Raw genomic sequence first — 14,421 nt, 5'->3', positions numbered from 1 at the left:
CCGCGGGCACCCCGGGAGCCAGGAGTCCTGTCTTCCTGGGACTGTCGATACCAGGACGCTGGACCCGAAATGGCGCACAGTGGAGATATGGCGACCACGGAATTTGGATTGGCCCTACGGCGCTGGCGCGATCAGTTGGCCCCGGAAGCCGCCGGGCTCTCCGCGGGCGGTCGTCGCCGTGCCGTCGGCCTGCGCCGCGAAGAACTCGCGCAGCTGGCCGGGATATCGGTGGATTACGTCACCCGACTGGAGCAGGGCCGGGCGGTCAATCCGTCCGAACAGGTCATCGAGGCGCTGGCTCGTGCGTTGCGGCTGTCCAGCGCCGAGCGGGTCCGGCTGTTCAACCTCGCCGGCCGAGTGCCGCCGGGCGAGGGCACGGTCCCGACCTACATCCCGCCGGGCGTGCAGCGGATGCTCGACCGGCTACGCGAGACGCCGGTGGCCGTCTTCGACGCGGCGATGACGCAGCTAATGGCCAGCCCGCTCTACGTCGCACTGATGGGAGAGCATGCCGGCAACGAGCGAAACGCGCTGTGGCGCCATTTCCTTGGCTCACACGGGCGTGTGCGGCACACGCCGGAGTCACTGCTCGAGCTGCAGACCGCTCTGGTCGCGGGATTGCGGGCCACGGCGCATCGCTACCCGTCCGATCAGACCGTCCGACGGTTGATCCACCAGTTGCGTTCTGGCAGCCAACTCTTCGCCCAGCTGTGGGATTCGGGCGCGGTGGCCGGCCTCCAGCTGACGTCGCGCAAGACGGTCGACCACCCGCAGGTCGGCGCCATCACGCTGGACTGCGACGTGCTAGCCGTGCCCGGCGCCGACCTGACGCTCATGCTGTACACCGCCGAGCCCGGGTCCGAGGACGCCGACCGGTTGGCGCTGCTGGCGGTGATCGGCACACAGCCGCTCGTCGACTCGGACGCCACGCGCCTCAGCTGACCCGGATGACGAGCTTGCCGATGTGCTTACCGTCGCGCAATCTCTCGAACGCCGTCTTGGCGTCGGCGAATTCGACGACGTCGTCGATCACCGGCGTGAGCCCCGTGGCCGCGACGGCTCGCACCAGCTCCTGCAATGCAGTCCGGTCCCCGACCGTGATGGATCGCGTGATGGCGTCCTTGAGCAGGAAGTAGTCGACGCCCGGGTTGTCCTCGCTGAGGAAGCCGATCAACGTCACTTCTCCCCCGGCGGCGACCGCCCGCAGCGACTGGCCGATGGTGGCCGGCCCGCCGACTTCGATCACGCGGTCCACCCCGCGTCCACCGGTCAATTCCCTTACGCGAGAGCCCCATTCGAGATCGGCGCGATAGTTGACGACCTCGTCGGCCCCCAACGCCCGCAGCCTCGTGGCCTTCTCGTCGGTCGAGGTCGTCGCGATCACGCGAAGTCCGAGCGCCTTGGCCAGCTGCAACGCGAATATCGAAACCCCGCCCGAACCGAGTGTCAGCACGGTTTGACCGGGGCGCAGCGGCGTCGAACCACCGAGAGCATTCCAGGCGGTGACTCCGGCGCACGGCAGCGTCGCGGCGTGTTCGTCGGGTATCTCGGGCGGAACGCGAACGACGGCCTCCCGCGAGACCACCTTGTACTCCGTGAGCCAGCCGTCCTGGCCGCTGCCATAGCTGTCCGAGTTCGCGGTCGGGGGCATCGGGCCACCGAACCACCTGGGGTGGAAGGCGCTGACGACGCGGTCGCCGGGGCGGTAATCGTCGATTCCCTCACCGATTTCGACGACTTCGGCCGCGGCGTCGCTGCACGGAACCAGACCGGGCCTGGTGTCGCGCACATATCGGCCAAGCGGAATCGCGATGTCGCGGTAGTTCAGGGAGACCGCGATGATGCGCAGGAGCAACTCTCCTCGCTGCGGCGACGGAACGGGTTCGTCGTGCAATCGCAGGCCGTCCAGCCCGGAATGGTCATCGAAGCGGTACACGTGCATGCTGCACTTCCCATCTTGGGTCTTGTCCTGTGACACGGAGTTAGGTGACGACCGGAGAAGGGCTTGCCGTGACACGCCCCAGTTAAACGCGAACGCTCATGTTTTTATTCGATAGACTGAACGCATGCCAAAGGTGTCCGAGGAGTACCGCGCCAATCGGCGCGCACACATCTTGGCGGCCGCGCGCCGCTGCTTCGTGCGCGACGGGTTTCACGGCACCTCGATGCAGGACCTGGTGAACGAGGCCGGGATCTCCTCTGGCGCGGTCTACCGCTACTTCCCCAGCAAGGACGCGGTCATCGAGGCGATCGCCGCCGACAACCTCGAGCAGGTCGTATCGGTGATCCGTCAATCCGTCGCGGACGGCCTGCCCGCCGAGGCGGCCATCGCCGCCGTTCTCGAGTTCGTCACCGAACGCCACGCCGAGGACGGCTTCGCGGCGATCGCCTTGCTCGTATGGACGGAGGCACTGCGCAACCCGGCTTTGGCCGAACTCCTGCGCAACGCCAACGCCGCTGCGGGGCAACTCTTGAGCTCGGGACGGCCGAAGAGCCGTGGCCGTGGCCCCGCGGTGAACGATGTGTTGCTATGTGTGCTGCCCGGCTACCTGATGCAGTTGGCCCTCGGCGGTGAGGCATCGGTAAATCGCGTGCCGCACGCCGTGAAGGGAATCTCGGCCGACCCGCCCGTCGGCGCGCGTCGCCGACCATAGCGCCACGCCATCTAAAAAACATGAGCGTTCGCGTTTGACAACCCTTTGCGGCCGGTGTCATGCTTACAACGTGAATACTCATTCATCTTAAGGGCCGCGACTCCCAGCGCATGAGCCCATCGCCGCCGTCAGCGGAGGAGTTCAGAACGTGAGTGACACAACATCATTCGGCACATTCGGCCGTTTCGTGGAGACGCCGGCAGACGCGATGCCACCCGACATGAAGGACGCGTACGACTACACCCGGAAGCTCCGGGGGCAGGTGCCGGGTCCACACAGAATCTGGCTGGCCAACCCGACATTGTCCCGGACGATCGTCCCCACCGGGGCCTACTACCAGAGCGAATCTACGCTGACCAAAGCCGAGATCGAGATCGCGACCAACCTGGTCTGCGGCCACTGGGGCAGCGCGTACGCCAGCTACGAACACGAGATCATCGGCGAACGGGACGGCCACCTGCGGCCGGATCGCGTCGAGGCGCTGATCGCGGGGCTGCCCACCGCCTTTGACGACCCGCGCGAACAGGTGGTCTACGAGTTGTCCTCGGCACTGCTCGCCGCGCGTGCGGTCCCCCTGGGCCTGTACCGGCGGGCCAAGGCGCTGCTCGGTGACGTCGGCATCGTCGACGTCACCGTGTTGCTGGGGTGGTTCACCATGGTGTGCATGACCCTCGGCGCGTACGACGTGCCCGCCGACGCGACGGGTCTGGACCAGTGAGCGCCACCGGCGGGCTGGGCGGCCGCCTGCCGCTCGCTGACACCGAGGGATTGAGCCGCCCGCAGCGGGACCTATTCGAGCGCATCCGATCCACCGCCGTGCCCTGGGCCGAGGCCAGCGGCTTCGCGGCGACCAACATCGACGGCCGGCTCATCGGGCCGTTCAACCCAAGCCTGCTGAATCCCGCCGTCGCCGCCGCGTTCTTGAGCTTGCAGGTCGCGGAGCAACAAGCCACGTCACTCGACGAGCGAGTCCGGCAAGTGGTCATCCTCACCGTCGGCGCGGTCCGGGGAGCACCCTACGAGCTGTATGCCCACACCGCGGTCGCCAGGCACACGGGACTCTCCGACACCCTGGTCGCCGCACTGATCGACGGCGATGAGCCCGGCGAACTCACCGAGGCGCAGCGGGCCGCCCACCGTCTCGCCCATGCGCTGTCCACCGGCGGCCCCGTCACCGACGACGTGTATGACCAAGCGGAGGAAATCCTCGGCAGCGCAGGCGTTTTCGACGTCGCCGTGCTCGCCGGGATCTACCAGACGGTCTGCAACATCCTGACAGCTTTCGCCATCCCCGCGCCCGAGACACCGCACCAGCGCTGAAAGGACTCGCCATGCCCCTTCCGCCGCTTCCCACCGTGACGCTGACGCCCGTGGCGCTGTTTCCGCAGAAGTACTTCCTGGAAAACCTCGCCGTACGCGCCGACGGCTCCGTCCTGATCACCGCCGTCCTGCAGAAGGAGCTCTGGTACGTCCCACCCGCCGGGCCCGGCGCGACGGCCGAACCCGTACTGGTGCACACCTTCGACCAGCTGGTGACCGGTATCGCCGAGGTCCTCCCCGACATCTTCGTCGTCAATCTCACCTTGGGCTACACCACCGGCGAATCATTCTTGGCGAGAATCGATCTCACCCGCTGGCGGCCCGGCGACCCGGTGGCGCCGGAGACGATTTACCGCTTCGATGACCGCGCCCGCGGGCTCAATGGCAGTTGCCTGCTGGGACCGGGCGTGCTGGCCGTTGCGGACTGTTTCGCCGGTCTGATCTGGCGCGTGGACCTCGCCGACGATGCGCGTACGGCCACCGCGCGGGTGTGGTCGACGCATGACACCATGGCGTTCGACCCGGACAGCGACGTGCCGCCGCCGCCGCAACCGGGGGTCAACGGCGTCCGCTACAGCCCGCGGACCGGCTACCTGTACTACACCTCGACCGCGCAGAAGGTGTTCATGCGCGTCGCCGTCGACCCCGAAACACATGAACCGGCAGCGTCACCCGAGTTCGTGGCCGCGATCGACAACGCCGACGACTTCTGCATCGATCCGGACGCCGGGTTCGCCTACGTGACCCGCCACCGCGCCAACACCCTCGACCGGGTTCCCCTGGCGCCGCGCCACGGTAGCGAGGTGCGCCACATAGCCGGCGACCCCTTCGACGAGGTCCTCGTCGGGCCGTCCAGCGCCGCCTGGGGCCGCGGTGACGGGGAGCCGGGCCGGGTGCTCTACGTCACCACCGACGGCGGCACCACCGCTCCCCCGCACGGCGTCGTGCGCAACGCCGCGCTGCTGCGCGTCGAGCTTGATTACTCCGCGACGGAGCGATCATGACCCGTCACAGCGAACTGGTCAGGGCTGGAACGGCTTTGATCGAGACCTATGTCGATGGAGACGGCCCGGCCGTGGTGATAGTCCCTTCCTACGGACGCGACGGCGGCGCGGACTTCGATCCGCTCACGGCCGCGCTCGTCGGGGCCGGCTACCGCGTGCTGCGTCCCCAGCCCCGCGGCATCGCGCGCTCCGCGGGCCCCATGACCGCGGTGACCTTCGAAGACATGGCCCGCGACGTTGCCGCCGTGATCGAAAATCTCGCCGACGGGCCCGCGGTGGTGCTCGGACACGCCTTCGGTAACTTCGTCGCTCGTGCCACCGCCGTGCACCACCCCGACCGGGTGGCGGGGGTCGTCCTGGCCGCCGCGTCGGGAAGAACCGTTACGGCCGAGGTGAACTCGGCGCCTATGCGCGCAGGCGACCCGGCGCTGCCGGAGGCCGAACGGCTGGCCGCGTTGCGGCTGGCGTTCTTCGCTCCTGGCCACGACGCGTCGATCTGGTTGACCGGCTGGTACCCCCGGACCCTGGCGATGCAAGTCGACTGCGCGCGCCGCGCCGACGTGAGCCGGTATTGGGGTGCGGGCAGCGCGCCGGTGTTCGAGCTCATCGCCGCCCTCGACCCGTTCCACCACCGCGACGAATGGGGAGACCTCCGTGCGCGCTACGGTGACCGCATCACCACCACCGTCATCGACAATGCCAGCCACGCACTGTTCCCCGAGCAACCCGACACGGTCGCCGACGCGATCCTGGCCTACCTGCGGTCGAGAAGCGCGGCCAGGACGAAGAGCTGGGGCGAGGCAGACGTGTAAAAGCGATCGGTACGACGAATTCGGCGGTCCTTTCAGGGTCGGCTCGGCGGCGGCGATACGGTCTCGTCGATCGAATCGTGCGTTGTTATGCGATTGCCGTCGACCGCCGTGACGGTCACGTCGGCGGTGTAGCGCCTGCTTCCGTCCTCGATCGAGCATCGTTCGGATGCGCCGACCGTGCCGGCCAGGTCACCGGGACAATCGACGCGTTGGGGTGGGTGGCCTTTCAGGTCCTGAAAATCCCCCGATACCTCCCCCACCACGTCGGCCCGGGGCAGGAACGCCCCGCCCGTGTCCACACCGTGGGTCTGGGTGGGCGGCCCGCCCGAACCGCCGTGCCACGTGGCGATCAAAGCGAAGAGTGCGGCGGCGGCCAGGGCACCGGCGGCGGCCGCCCCGACGATCCACTTGCGCTTCGGGGCGGGCTTGATCGCAGTCGTGTGATCCTGCGAGAACGCCGGGGGTTTCGCCTGGAGATCGGCAACCATGCCCAGAAGTTGACCGCGCGTCTTGGCCGCCATCGCCGACGCACAGCGCTGCCGATGCTCATCGGCGTCGAGTTCACCAGTCGCGTAGGCATTGTCGAGAATGGCGCACACGTCGGCACGGTCGGCGTCGCTGGCCCGCGTCGGGTTTGCGTACCACGGACTTGGCTGCATCACAGCGCACTCCTGCTCGCACTTCACACTGCGAAAACGCTACCTCGCGCCCCGCAGTCTTCGCTCACGGTGCAGCGCGAAGGATTGCGACCAGAAAATCAGACTCATCGGTGAACGGCCGCAGATCCCAGGTGGACAGCAGCACGTCGCGTGCCAGCCCCGCGGCCGACGCGTCGGCGAAGAATTGCGCGAACTCATACCCTCGCCCGGCGCCGAAACCGATCACCGCCCGGCCGTCACCGCTCAGATGGGCGCGCAGCCGGCTCAACACCTGGACCCGCGTGCTCGGGGCAAGAAAAGTCATAACGTTGCCCGCCATCACGGCAACGTCGAACGGCTCGGTGATGCCACGCGCAGGTAGATCGAGCTCAGCCAGGTCCCCGACGAGCCAGCGCGGCCCTGGATGGTCACGCTCGGCCGCCTCGATCAGGACCGGGTCGACGTCGACGCCCACCACGTGGTGGCCGGCCGCGGCCAGATAGCCGCCCACTCGGCCCGGCCCGCAACCCGCGTCGAGAATGCGGGCCGCGCGCGGCGTCATCGCGTCCACCAGGCGAGCCTCGCCGGCCAGATCCTCGCCGGCACGCGCCTTGGAACGGAAACGTTCCACATACCAATGGGAATGACCGGGGTCGGCAGCGACCTTCTGCATCCAGATGCTCTGCTCAGCCATCTGAGCATTGTCTCAAGCGGAACGGGGCTTCGGCATACGGCGCCGGCTCGGCCCGAAAAGCCGATGGGCTGGTGCGCGTGTAGCGCACCAGCCCATCGTGAGGTATGTGAGTTTCCTAGACGGCACTCACTCCAACCGCCTGGGGGCCCTTGGCTCCCTGCTGGATCTCGAATTGAACGCGCTGGTTCTCCTCGAGCGAGCGGTAGCCACTTCCCTGGATCTCGGAGTAGTGGACGAAGAGGTCCTTCGCACCGTCGTCAGGGGTGATGAAGCCGAAGCCCTTGTCACCGTTGAACCATTTCACAGTTCCCTGTGCCATTTACTTACTTCTCTCATTTCAATGCGGATGTACCGTAAACATCCGGCCCGTCAGCCTAACACGCCGCGGAACAATTCATAAACGTATTGCATCACAATGCGATTCAGCGCCGAGCACCCGATCGCCGGCGACGCCCGCGGGCGGGTGGGCCCGGGCGGCGCGGCTGCGTCGGCGGGGCATGCGTCTTCGGTGCGGGGGCGCGGTAGGGCGCCGGGTCACCCGCTACCGCCTGGACGGCGGCCGAGTCGACGGTGACTTCTTGCGGGGTGACTCGGATGCCCGCTCGGCGCATCAGCGCCTGTGTCTCCCTGCGTTGTTCGGGGAGGACGACGGTGACGACGTCGCCGGAATTGCCGGCTCGCGCGGTCCTGCCAGACCGGTGAAGGTAGGCCTTGTGCTCGGCGGGCGGATCGATGTGCACCACCAACTCGATGCCGTCGACGTGCACGCCGCGGGCCGCGATGTCGGTGGCGACCAGCACCCGCGCCTCACCGGCGCTGAAGGCGGCGAGGTTGCGGTCGCGCGCGGGCTGGGAAAGGTTGCCGTGCAGGTCGACTGCCGGTACGCCCGATTCGGTGAGTTGCCGGGCCAACTTGCGTGCCTGATGTTTGGTGCGCATGAACAGGATTCGGCGGCCGGTGCCGGAGGCGAGCCGGTGGACCAGTTCCTTCTTGGCTTCGACGCCGGACACATGGAACACGTGGTGCGTCATCTCGGCGACCGGCGAGTCGGAGCCGTCGACGGAGTGCAGCACGGGCTTGGTCAGGAAACGATTGACGAGCTTGTCGACGCCGTTGTCCAGGGTGGCGGAGAAGAACAGGCGCTGACCGCCACTGGGCGTGGCCGCCAAGATGCGGGTCACGCCGGGTAGGAAGCCGAGATCGGCCATGTGGTCGGCTTCGTCGAGCACGGTGATCTCGATCGAATCGAGGCTGATGACGCGTTGCTTCATCAGGTCTTCGAGGCGGCCGGGGCAGGCGACGACGATGTCGACGCCCGATTTGAGTGCCGCCACCTGCCTGCCCTGCGAGACGCCTCCGAAGATGGTGGTCACCCGCAGGCCGCTCACCGCGGCCAACGGCTCCAATGTCGCCGTGATCTGGCTCGCCAGCTCCCGCGTGGGAGCGAGTACCAGTCCCGACGGGCGCGACGGGCGGCGGGGGCGGCCGCTCAGCCTGCTGACCATCGGAATCGAGAAGGCAAGCGTCTTTCCGCTGCCCGTCTTGCCGCGGCCGAGGACATCTCGGCCGGCGAGGGTGTCGGGCAGTGTTTCGGTCTGAATGGGAAAGGGATGGGTGATCCCGCGCTGGGTGAGCACTTCGACGAGTGCTTCACGCACGCCGAGATCGGCAAAAGTCATGCCAGTTGTCACGTGATGTCTTTCAGCATCGGTTGTGCCGAGGTGGCGGATTCGAATCCGCGCGTTAAGGAGGCACAAAGGTGGCGAGATTGCCGGTGGGCAATATCGATCGCCGCGATACGAAACTGCGCCGGATTCGGTGCGTCCGCCACTCGATCAGGGCGAACACCGGAAGATGAAGAAGCGTTTCACGACGTGCCGGCCATCATTCGGACAGCCAACAATGGGACCAGTCTAGCAGGGCCACGACCCGACACGCACCGAGCCCAGGACGGCGCGGCCCCTGCGCGCCGTCGTGCACCACCTGTAGAGTCGAAAGGGAACCGCGGCATCGCGGTCACTACGAATCGCAAAAGGCTTGGTCAAAGCCCGATTCGACCGTCGCCCGTCTTTCAGCAGAGAGTAGCGGCCGACCCTTCAGAAGGACACACATGGACAGTTCGAACCTGTTTTCGCACCCCGAAGCGCCCCAACATGTCGCTTCGCGCGAAGCGACCAAGAAACCCGTTGAGAACCCGACCTTCTCGGACCGTCCGGGCTCCGACGCTTCCGGTTCCGCCCAGCACCAATCCTGAACGGCTCAGTCCTCGTCCTCGATCACGTGAACCGCGGCCTCTTCCGCTGAGGCCGCCCCGCCACTGATGCCGACGTCCTCGGCGAGCAAGTCGGCCTCGGTGTCCGCCCCGAATCCGTGATCCGGCGCGACGAGCCGGCCGGCCCGCGAGCTGCCGACCTCACGCCGCTCGGGGAATTCCGAGTCGCGCTCGGCTTCGTCGGAGCATTGCTGGTCGAATTCGTCCAGCACGACGTTGATGCGCGACGCGGGGTCCGGTTCCTCCTCCGCGAGCAGCTCGTCCAGGCTTTCCGACGAGCTGAAGGCCTCCCGCCCGTACGGCCGCTCGGGCGGTGAGTAGCCCTCGTCCAATATGTCGTCAACACCCCGGTCGATCAGCGTGTCCTCGGGCTGAAGCTGATTGTCGTCGTCCACGCTGTATTCGCCTGGGAAGGCGGTCATTGTGTGCTCCTCGATCGTGTTGGTACGGCGGATCCCAACATAGGGACGGTGACGGGAGACCGCCTAGGGTCATTTGTCCCTTCAGACGTCCGCGTCGCGGGTCCGGCGGCTGGTAGCGTCGCCGAAATGACCAGCCTGAAGGTGTCCGTGCCCGATACGGTTGACGCCGCCGAACTCGAACGAGAACTGCTGACGGCGGTGGCGGACAGGCTGAGAGACGACCACGGCTGCGCGTTGACCGAGGAGGTCCGGCCCACGGCGTCGGGCGCCAACGAGTACCTATTGCGCCCCGCGGGCGGCATTCTCATCGATCGCACTCCGGGCGCCCTGCACGTGAAGCTGAGAGGCGTGGGCGCCGACGCCCATGACCTGTTTACCGGCGTGAGCAGCGAGCTGGAACAGCGGCATGACGGGCTTGGCGTCGAGATCGGATGATGCGTGGGCGCGAAAGCGCCTGAGCATTCAGGGCTTTATCGACGCTCCCACCGGTGTCAGGTGGTTGACGAACCAGTCCCGGGCAAGCACCGCGACCCTCTCGAGGGTGCCGGGCTCCTCGAACAGGTGCGTCGCCCCCGGTACGACCACCAGCTTGCAGGGCCCCGGCATCATGGCCTTGGCGCGCCGATTGAGTTCCAGCACCACGTCGTCACGGCCGCCGACGATCAACAGTGTCGGCGCACGCACCTTGGTGAGAGCCGCACCGGCCAGGTCGGGCCGTCCCCCGCGGGACACGACCGCGCGGACGCTCACTCGTGCATCGCCGGCAGCGGCCAACGCCGCGCCGGCGCCGGTGCTCGCCCCGAAGTAGCCGACCGGCAGCCCGAGCACGTCGGGCTGGGTCGCCAGCCAGCAGGTGACGTCCACGAGCCGCCGCGCCAAAAGGCCGATGTCAAAAACGTTGGCGCGGTTGCGCTCTTCGCCGGGCGTCAGCAGATCGAACATCAGCGTGCCGATGCCCGACGCGTTCAAAACCCCGGCCACATAGCGGTTGCGGGGACTGTGGCGGCTGCTCCCGCTGCCGTGCGCGAAAACCACCATGCCGCGCGGGTTCTCGGGGATCGTCAGGCGCCCGCACACCGACACCGGGCCGGCGCTCACCCGCACCTCTTCGTCGCGCAGGGGCGGGTCGTCGGACGCACCGCCCGCGGTCGACGGGCGAGAATCGCGGTGCGCGAGGTCGAGCAGCGCGACCACCTCGTCGTCGGAGGTCTGGGTGAAATTGCGGTAACCCTGCCCGACGGCGCAGAAGAATTCCGGCGTGTACAGGCTGACGACTTCGTCGGCGAATCCGGCCATTCGCGCGAAGATGTCGCGGCCGCTGATCGGAACGGCGAGGATGACCCGCGAGGCACCCTGCGCGCGGGCGATCTCGCACGCGGCCTTGGCGGTGGCTCCGGTCGCGACACCGTCGTCGACGATAACCGCTATCCGCCCCGCCAACGGGATGCGCCGATGACCACCGCGGAATCGTTCCGACCGCCGCTCGACCTCGGCCCGCTGCGCCGCCTCGACGGCCGCCATGTCACGATCCGACAGGCCCAATTCGCGCACGATGCTGTGGTTGACGACCCGGACCCCGCCCTCGCCGATCGCCCCGAAGGCGAGTTCCGGCTGAAACGGCACACCGAGTTTGCGCACCACGAGGACGTCGAGCGGTGCCCCCAGCCCCTTGGCGACCTCGAACGCCACCGGAACCCCACCGCGCGGCAGTCCCAACACCACGATGTCCTGGCCTCCTAGCGACTCCAGGCGTCTGGCCAGCTGACGACCGGCGTCCCCCCGATCGTCGAAGAGTCTTTCCTTGCCGCGCAACGAAACCAGGCGACGGGCCAGCGGGCCATCCGCGGCGCCGTCATCGTCGAACCGCTTCATCATCCGAGTGTCGCGCCGGCACCGGCCACGCCGGAAGGGCCTAAGGACCACTCCTCGAGGTCAGCAGGTCAGAAGGTCAGCGACCCCGCCGATCACGTCACGCGGCGTCGTGGAAGATCAGGCCGAGGGTGTAGCGCTCGCCCGAACGCACGACCGACACCCCGTGGCGCACCGGGGCTGCCGACCATCCCCGGGCCGAGGGCACCGGTCGTTCCCGCGTGGTGAAGACGTAGCCGTGCCCCCGCGGCAGCGCGGTCGCCGTCCCCCTCGACTGCGCTCTCGCGCGCTGCTCGACGAGCAGGAACTCACCTCCGGTGTGCGTCACGCCCGGTTCGTCGAGATTGATGACGACCTGAAGCGGAAACACCAAGTCTCCGTAGAGATCTCGATGCAGCGCGTTCCAGTCGCCCGGACCGTACCTGAGCATCAGGGCGGTGGGCCGGGTCTGACCGGCTCGGTGGCACATGTCGAGCCAGTCGTCGAGCCCGTCGGGCCACGGAGGCGTGCGGCGCAGCTTGGTCCACCAGTCGCGGGCGATCGGCAGCAACCGCGGATACAGCGCCTGCTTCAATTCCTCGATCGGCTGCGGGTAGGGCCGGGCGAAGTAGCGGTACTCCCCCTGCCCGTAGCGATGGCGGCCCATGTCGATGGTGGCGCGAAACAACGTGTCGTCGCCGTAGAGCTTGCGCACGGCGGCGCACTCGCGGGCGGTCAGCAACTTCGGCAGCAGCGCGCCGCCGACGGTGTTCAATTCGGTCGCGGCGGCGTCCCAATCGGCGTTGTCGACCCGTCGCTGCCAGGTCGAATCGCGGCGTGCGCCCACTCGGCGCAATCTACCCCGTCGGGTCGATGACCGGCGCCGACCAGTGCACGACCTTCACGGCCGTCATCTCGTCGAGCAGCTCGGGACCGAAGCCGAAGCCGTTCCCGCTGGCGCGGCGCGGCTCGGACGCTCCGCCGGGCGCGCCACCGAACACGTTGTTGAGCTTCACCGTTCCGACCGGAAGGGAGCGCCAGGCTTCCTGGGCGTGCGCCATGTCGCCGGTCAGCACCGTGGCGGCCAATCCGTAGCGATCGTCGGCCGCCTCGGCGAGGGCGGCCCCGAAGTCCGGAACCATCCGCACCGGCGCGACGGGACCGAACGTCTCCTCGCACATGACCAGCATGTCCGGCGTGCAGTTCGCCAGCACGGTCGGCGGGTAGAACGTGCCCGGGCCGGTCCGCGGTTCGCCCCCGATCAGCACGCCGGCCCCGCGACGCGTCGCGTCGGTGACGTGGGAATGCACGTGCTCGCGGTGCCGCTCGTCGACCAGCGGCCCGATGCGCTCGCTCCACGACGCCGCCTCGTTGACCAAGGCGTTGACGAACACGTCGGCAATGGATTGCACGACGTACACCCGCTCCACCGACACGCAGATCTGTCCCGCGTTGGCGAAGGCGCCCAGCGCCGCCTGGCTGGCGGCCCACCCGGGGTCCACGTTGTCGTCGATGATCAGGGCGTCGTTGCCACCGTTTTCCAGCAGCGCCTTGGCGCCGCGTTCGGCGCAGGCGCGCGTGATTGCCCGGCCGGTCGCGCTGCTCCCGACGTGGGCGACGACGTCGACGTGCGCGGATTCGGCGAGGTGGGCGCCGACCGCGCCGTCACCGTCGACGATCTCCAGCACGCCATCGGGCAACCGCGCGGCCAACAACTCGGCGAACCGCCGGCCCGTCTGGGGGCAGCGCTCGCTGGGCTTGTGCACCACGGTGTTCCCGGTGACCAGGGCCGCACCGAGCAGACCGGCGGCCACGGCCACGGGATCGTTCCACGGCGTCAGGACGGCGACGACGCCGCGCGGCTGGGGAATCATCAGATCGGTGGCCGACCATCCTCCCTGCAGGGCACTTCCCCGGTGCAGAGGCCCGAGCTGGGCGTACTGCAGGAGCGTGCCGACGCCGGCGTCGACACCGCCCCGCGCGTCGCCGCGCAGCTTTCCCGTCTCACGCTCGTTCAGTTCGGCGAGCTCCTCGGCGGCGTCGCTCACGTCGGCCGCCGCGGCCGCCACCGCCGCGGCCCTCTCCGCGGGTGCGGTGCGGGACCAGGTCTCGCCCGCTTTGACGGCACGCGCGACCGCCGCATCGCAGTCGGCCGCATCGGTGACGGGCACCTGGGTCACGGCGTCGCCCGTGCGCGGATCGAGGACACTGATGATCTTGGTCAGCGGAGAAGACACGCCCTCGGTTACCCGCCGGGCGCGGGCCTCAATCAGCGCGGTCGGAGGGCCGCAGCGAAATCAATGCCGTTCCGGACGCCGTCCTCGTCGGGTATGGTCGAAAGACCCGGGGGCCTAAGGGAATAGAGAGCGTGCGATGGCAAAGGCATTGCCCAGCAATACTTTTGGGAGTCCGACACCGGCGGTCGACCCGGGCCTGCGCAAGGTGGCCCGCTTCCTGCCCCGCGGGTATGCGCTGCACCGCGGCTACAAAGTCCAGCGGGCGCTGATGCACATGATGGGCAGCGCGGGCCGGATCCGCACGGTGCCGGTGGCCGCGGTCGACGAGCACGTCAGGGTTCGGCTGCACCGCCCTGCCGGCCTCACCGAGCCGGTTCCGGCGATGCTGTGGATACACGGCGGCGGCACGCTGATGGGCATCGCCGCCCAGGACGACAAGTTTCTCCGCAAGCTGTCCCAGCGCACCGGGGTGGCGGTGGCGGCGGTGGAGCACCGCCTCGCCCCGGAGCACCCGTACCCC

General features: G+C 68.3%; 17 protein-coding genes. 8 read left to right on the top strand and 9 right to left on the bottom strand.

All coding sequences use genetic code 11. The features are described 5' to 3' along the window. Positions 1-87: 87 nt before the first annotated feature. On the top strand, positions 88-942 hold the full coding sequence (locus tag GPY60_RS22245) for a helix-turn-helix transcriptional regulator (RefSeq protein ID WP_156689860.1): 855 nt from the start codon (positions 88-90) through the stop codon (positions 940-942). Here GPY60_RS22245 and GPY60_RS22240 read toward each other — a convergent pair. Beyond that, complete coding sequence (locus GPY60_RS22240; RefSeq protein ID WP_231639781.1) at positions 935-1,978, bottom strand: zinc-dependent alcohol dehydrogenase family protein; 1,044 nt, start codon at positions 1,976-1,978, stop codon at positions 935-937. The genes GPY60_RS22245 and GPY60_RS22240 overlap by 8 nt on opposite strands. An 88-nt stretch (positions 1,979-2,066) precedes the next feature. Here GPY60_RS22240 and GPY60_RS22235 point away from each other — a divergent pair, with 88 nt between their 5' ends. The 5 genes from GPY60_RS22235 to GPY60_RS22215 all read left to right on the top strand — a co-directional run bounded on the left by GPY60_RS22235 (position 2,067) and on the right by GPY60_RS22215 (position 5,790). Beyond that, positions 2,067-2,654 carry a TetR/AcrR family transcriptional regulator gene (locus GPY60_RS22235; protein ID WP_156689859.1) on the top strand — a complete coding sequence of 196 codons (588 nt, stop codon included), beginning with the start codon at positions 2,067-2,069 and terminating at the stop codon, positions 2,652-2,654. A gap of 148 nt (positions 2,655-2,802) precedes the next feature. Next, the gene (locus GPY60_RS22230) at positions 2,803-3,372 is read left to right on the top strand and encodes a carboxymuconolactone decarboxylase family protein (protein ID WP_156689858.1); all 570 of its coding nucleotides are present in this window, start codon (positions 2,803-2,805) and stop codon (positions 3,370-3,372) included. Then, positions 3,369-3,974 (top strand): carboxymuconolactone decarboxylase family protein, encoded by a 606-nt coding sequence (locus GPY60_RS22225; RefSeq protein ID WP_156689857.1) that lies wholly within the window; start codon positions 3,369-3,371, stop codon positions 3,972-3,974. The genes GPY60_RS22230 and GPY60_RS22225 overlap by 4 nt, the downstream gene beginning before the upstream one ends. A gap of 11 nt (positions 3,975-3,985) precedes the next feature. Then, positions 3,986-4,978, top strand: a complete 993-nt coding sequence (locus GPY60_RS22220; RefSeq protein ID WP_156689856.1) for a hypothetical protein — start codon at positions 3,986-3,988, stop codon at positions 4,976-4,978. After that, complete coding sequence (locus tag GPY60_RS22215; protein ID WP_156689855.1) at positions 4,975-5,790, top strand: alpha/beta fold hydrolase; 816 nt, start codon at positions 4,975-4,977, stop codon at positions 5,788-5,790. Before GPY60_RS22220 ends, GPY60_RS22215 begins: the two co-directional genes overlap by 4 nt. Positions 5,791-5,822: 32 nt before the next feature. Here GPY60_RS22215 and GPY60_RS26725 read toward each other — a convergent pair whose 3' ends face one another. The 5 genes from GPY60_RS26725 to GPY60_RS22190 all read right to left on the bottom strand — a co-directional run bounded on the left by GPY60_RS26725 (position 5,823) and on the right by GPY60_RS22190 (position 9,816). Continuing rightward, complete coding sequence (locus GPY60_RS26725) at positions 5,823-6,449, bottom strand: DUF1707 domain-containing protein (protein ID WP_231639783.1); 627 nt, start codon at positions 6,447-6,449, stop codon at positions 5,823-5,825. 64 nt (positions 6,450-6,513) lie between these two features. After that, complete coding sequence (locus tag GPY60_RS22205; protein WP_156689854.1) at positions 6,514-7,122, bottom strand: class I SAM-dependent methyltransferase; 609 nt, start codon at positions 7,120-7,122, stop codon at positions 6,514-6,516. A 115-nt stretch (positions 7,123-7,237) separates the two neighbouring features. Next, positions 7,238-7,441 (bottom strand): cold-shock protein, encoded by a 204-nt coding sequence (locus GPY60_RS22200; protein WP_156689853.1) that lies wholly within the window; start codon positions 7,439-7,441, stop codon positions 7,238-7,240. 103 nt (positions 7,442-7,544) lie between these two features. Then, positions 7,545-8,813 (bottom strand): DEAD/DEAH box helicase, encoded by a 1,269-nt coding sequence (locus tag GPY60_RS22195; RefSeq protein WP_156689852.1) that lies wholly within the window; start codon positions 8,811-8,813, stop codon positions 7,545-7,547. Between the two features lie 568 nt (positions 8,814-9,381). After that, a complete protein-coding gene (locus GPY60_RS22190; RefSeq protein ID WP_156689851.1) occupies positions 9,382-9,816 on the bottom strand; it encodes a DUF5709 domain-containing protein in 435 nt (144 codons plus the stop codon). Positions 9,817-9,942: 126 nt separating this feature from the next. Between GPY60_RS22190 and GPY60_RS22185 the strand changes: the two genes are divergently transcribed. Then, complete coding sequence (locus tag GPY60_RS22185) at positions 9,943-10,251, top strand: hypothetical protein (RefSeq protein ID WP_156689850.1); 309 nt, start codon at positions 9,943-9,945, stop codon at positions 10,249-10,251. A gap of 27 nt (positions 10,252-10,278) precedes the next feature. On the opposite strand, the gene GPY60_RS22180 is transcribed toward GPY60_RS22185, so the two are convergent. The 3 genes from GPY60_RS22180 to GPY60_RS22170 form a co-directional block, all read right to left on the bottom strand. Beyond that, a complete protein-coding gene (locus GPY60_RS22180) occupies positions 10,279-11,688 on the bottom strand; it encodes a phosphoribosyltransferase (protein WP_156689849.1) in 1,410 nt (469 codons plus the stop codon). Between the two features lie 97 nt (positions 11,689-11,785). Then, positions 11,786-12,511, bottom strand: a complete 726-nt coding sequence (locus GPY60_RS22175; RefSeq protein WP_156689848.1) for a 2OG-Fe(II) oxygenase — start codon at positions 12,509-12,511, stop codon at positions 11,786-11,788. A gap of 10 nt (positions 12,512-12,521) precedes the next feature. Beyond that, complete coding sequence (locus tag GPY60_RS22170) at positions 12,522-13,877, bottom strand: aldehyde dehydrogenase family protein (RefSeq protein ID WP_156689871.1); 1,356 nt, start codon at positions 13,875-13,877, stop codon at positions 12,522-12,524. A 160-nt stretch (positions 13,878-14,037) separates the two neighbouring features. On the opposite strand from GPY60_RS22170, the gene GPY60_RS22165 reads away from it, so the two are divergent. Continuing rightward, positions 14,038-14,421: alpha/beta hydrolase (locus tag GPY60_RS22165; protein ID WP_156689847.1), on the top strand; the 384-nt coding region annotated here is incomplete at its 3' end.

Origin of the sequence: Mycobacterium sp. Marseille-P9652, from assembly GCF_902652685.1 — a bacterium.
In the GTDB taxonomy this organism is placed as follows: Bacteria; Actinomycetota; Actinomycetes; order Mycobacteriales; family Mycobacteriaceae; genus Mycobacterium.
Note: the sequence above shows the minus strand (reverse complement) of the source record. Positions and strands in the feature narration are given on the sequence as shown.

Bases quoted from the DNA above. Each gene is read 5' to 3' on its own strand.
- GPY60_RS22235 (WP_156689859.1), top strand. From the start codon at position 2,067: ATGCCAAAGGTGTCCGAGGAGTACCGCGCCAATCGGCGCGCACACATC.
- GPY60_RS26725 (WP_231639783.1), bottom strand. From the start codon at position 6,449: ATGCAGCCAAGTCCGTGGTACGCAAACCCGACGCGGGCCAGCGACGCC.
- GPY60_RS22185 (WP_156689850.1), top strand. From the start codon at position 9,943: ATGACCAGCCTGAAGGTGTCCGTGCCCGATACGGTTGACGCCGCCGAA.
- GPY60_RS22245 (WP_156689860.1), top strand. From the start codon at position 88: ATGGCGACCACGGAATTTGGATTGGCCCTACGGCGCTGGCGCGATCAG.
- GPY60_RS22215 (WP_156689855.1), top strand. From the start codon at position 4,975: ATGACCCGTCACAGCGAACTGGTCAGGGCTGGAACGGCTTTGATCGAG.
- GPY60_RS22180 (WP_156689849.1), bottom strand. From the start codon at position 11,688: ATGAAGCGGTTCGACGATGACGGCGCCGCGGATGGCCCGCTGGCCCGT.
- GPY60_RS22205 (WP_156689854.1), bottom strand. From the start codon at position 7,122: ATGGCTGAGCAGAGCATCTGGATGCAGAAGGTCGCTGCCGACCCCGGT.
- GPY60_RS22220 (WP_156689856.1), top strand. From the start codon at position 3,986: ATGCCCCTTCCGCCGCTTCCCACCGTGACGCTGACGCCCGTGGCGCTG.
- GPY60_RS22190 (WP_156689851.1), bottom strand. From the start codon at position 9,816: ATGACCGCCTTCCCAGGCGAATACAGCGTGGACGACGACAATCAGCTT.
- GPY60_RS22200 (WP_156689853.1), bottom strand. From the start codon at position 7,441: ATGGCACAGGGAACTGTGAAATGGTTCAACGGTGACAAGGGCTTCGGC.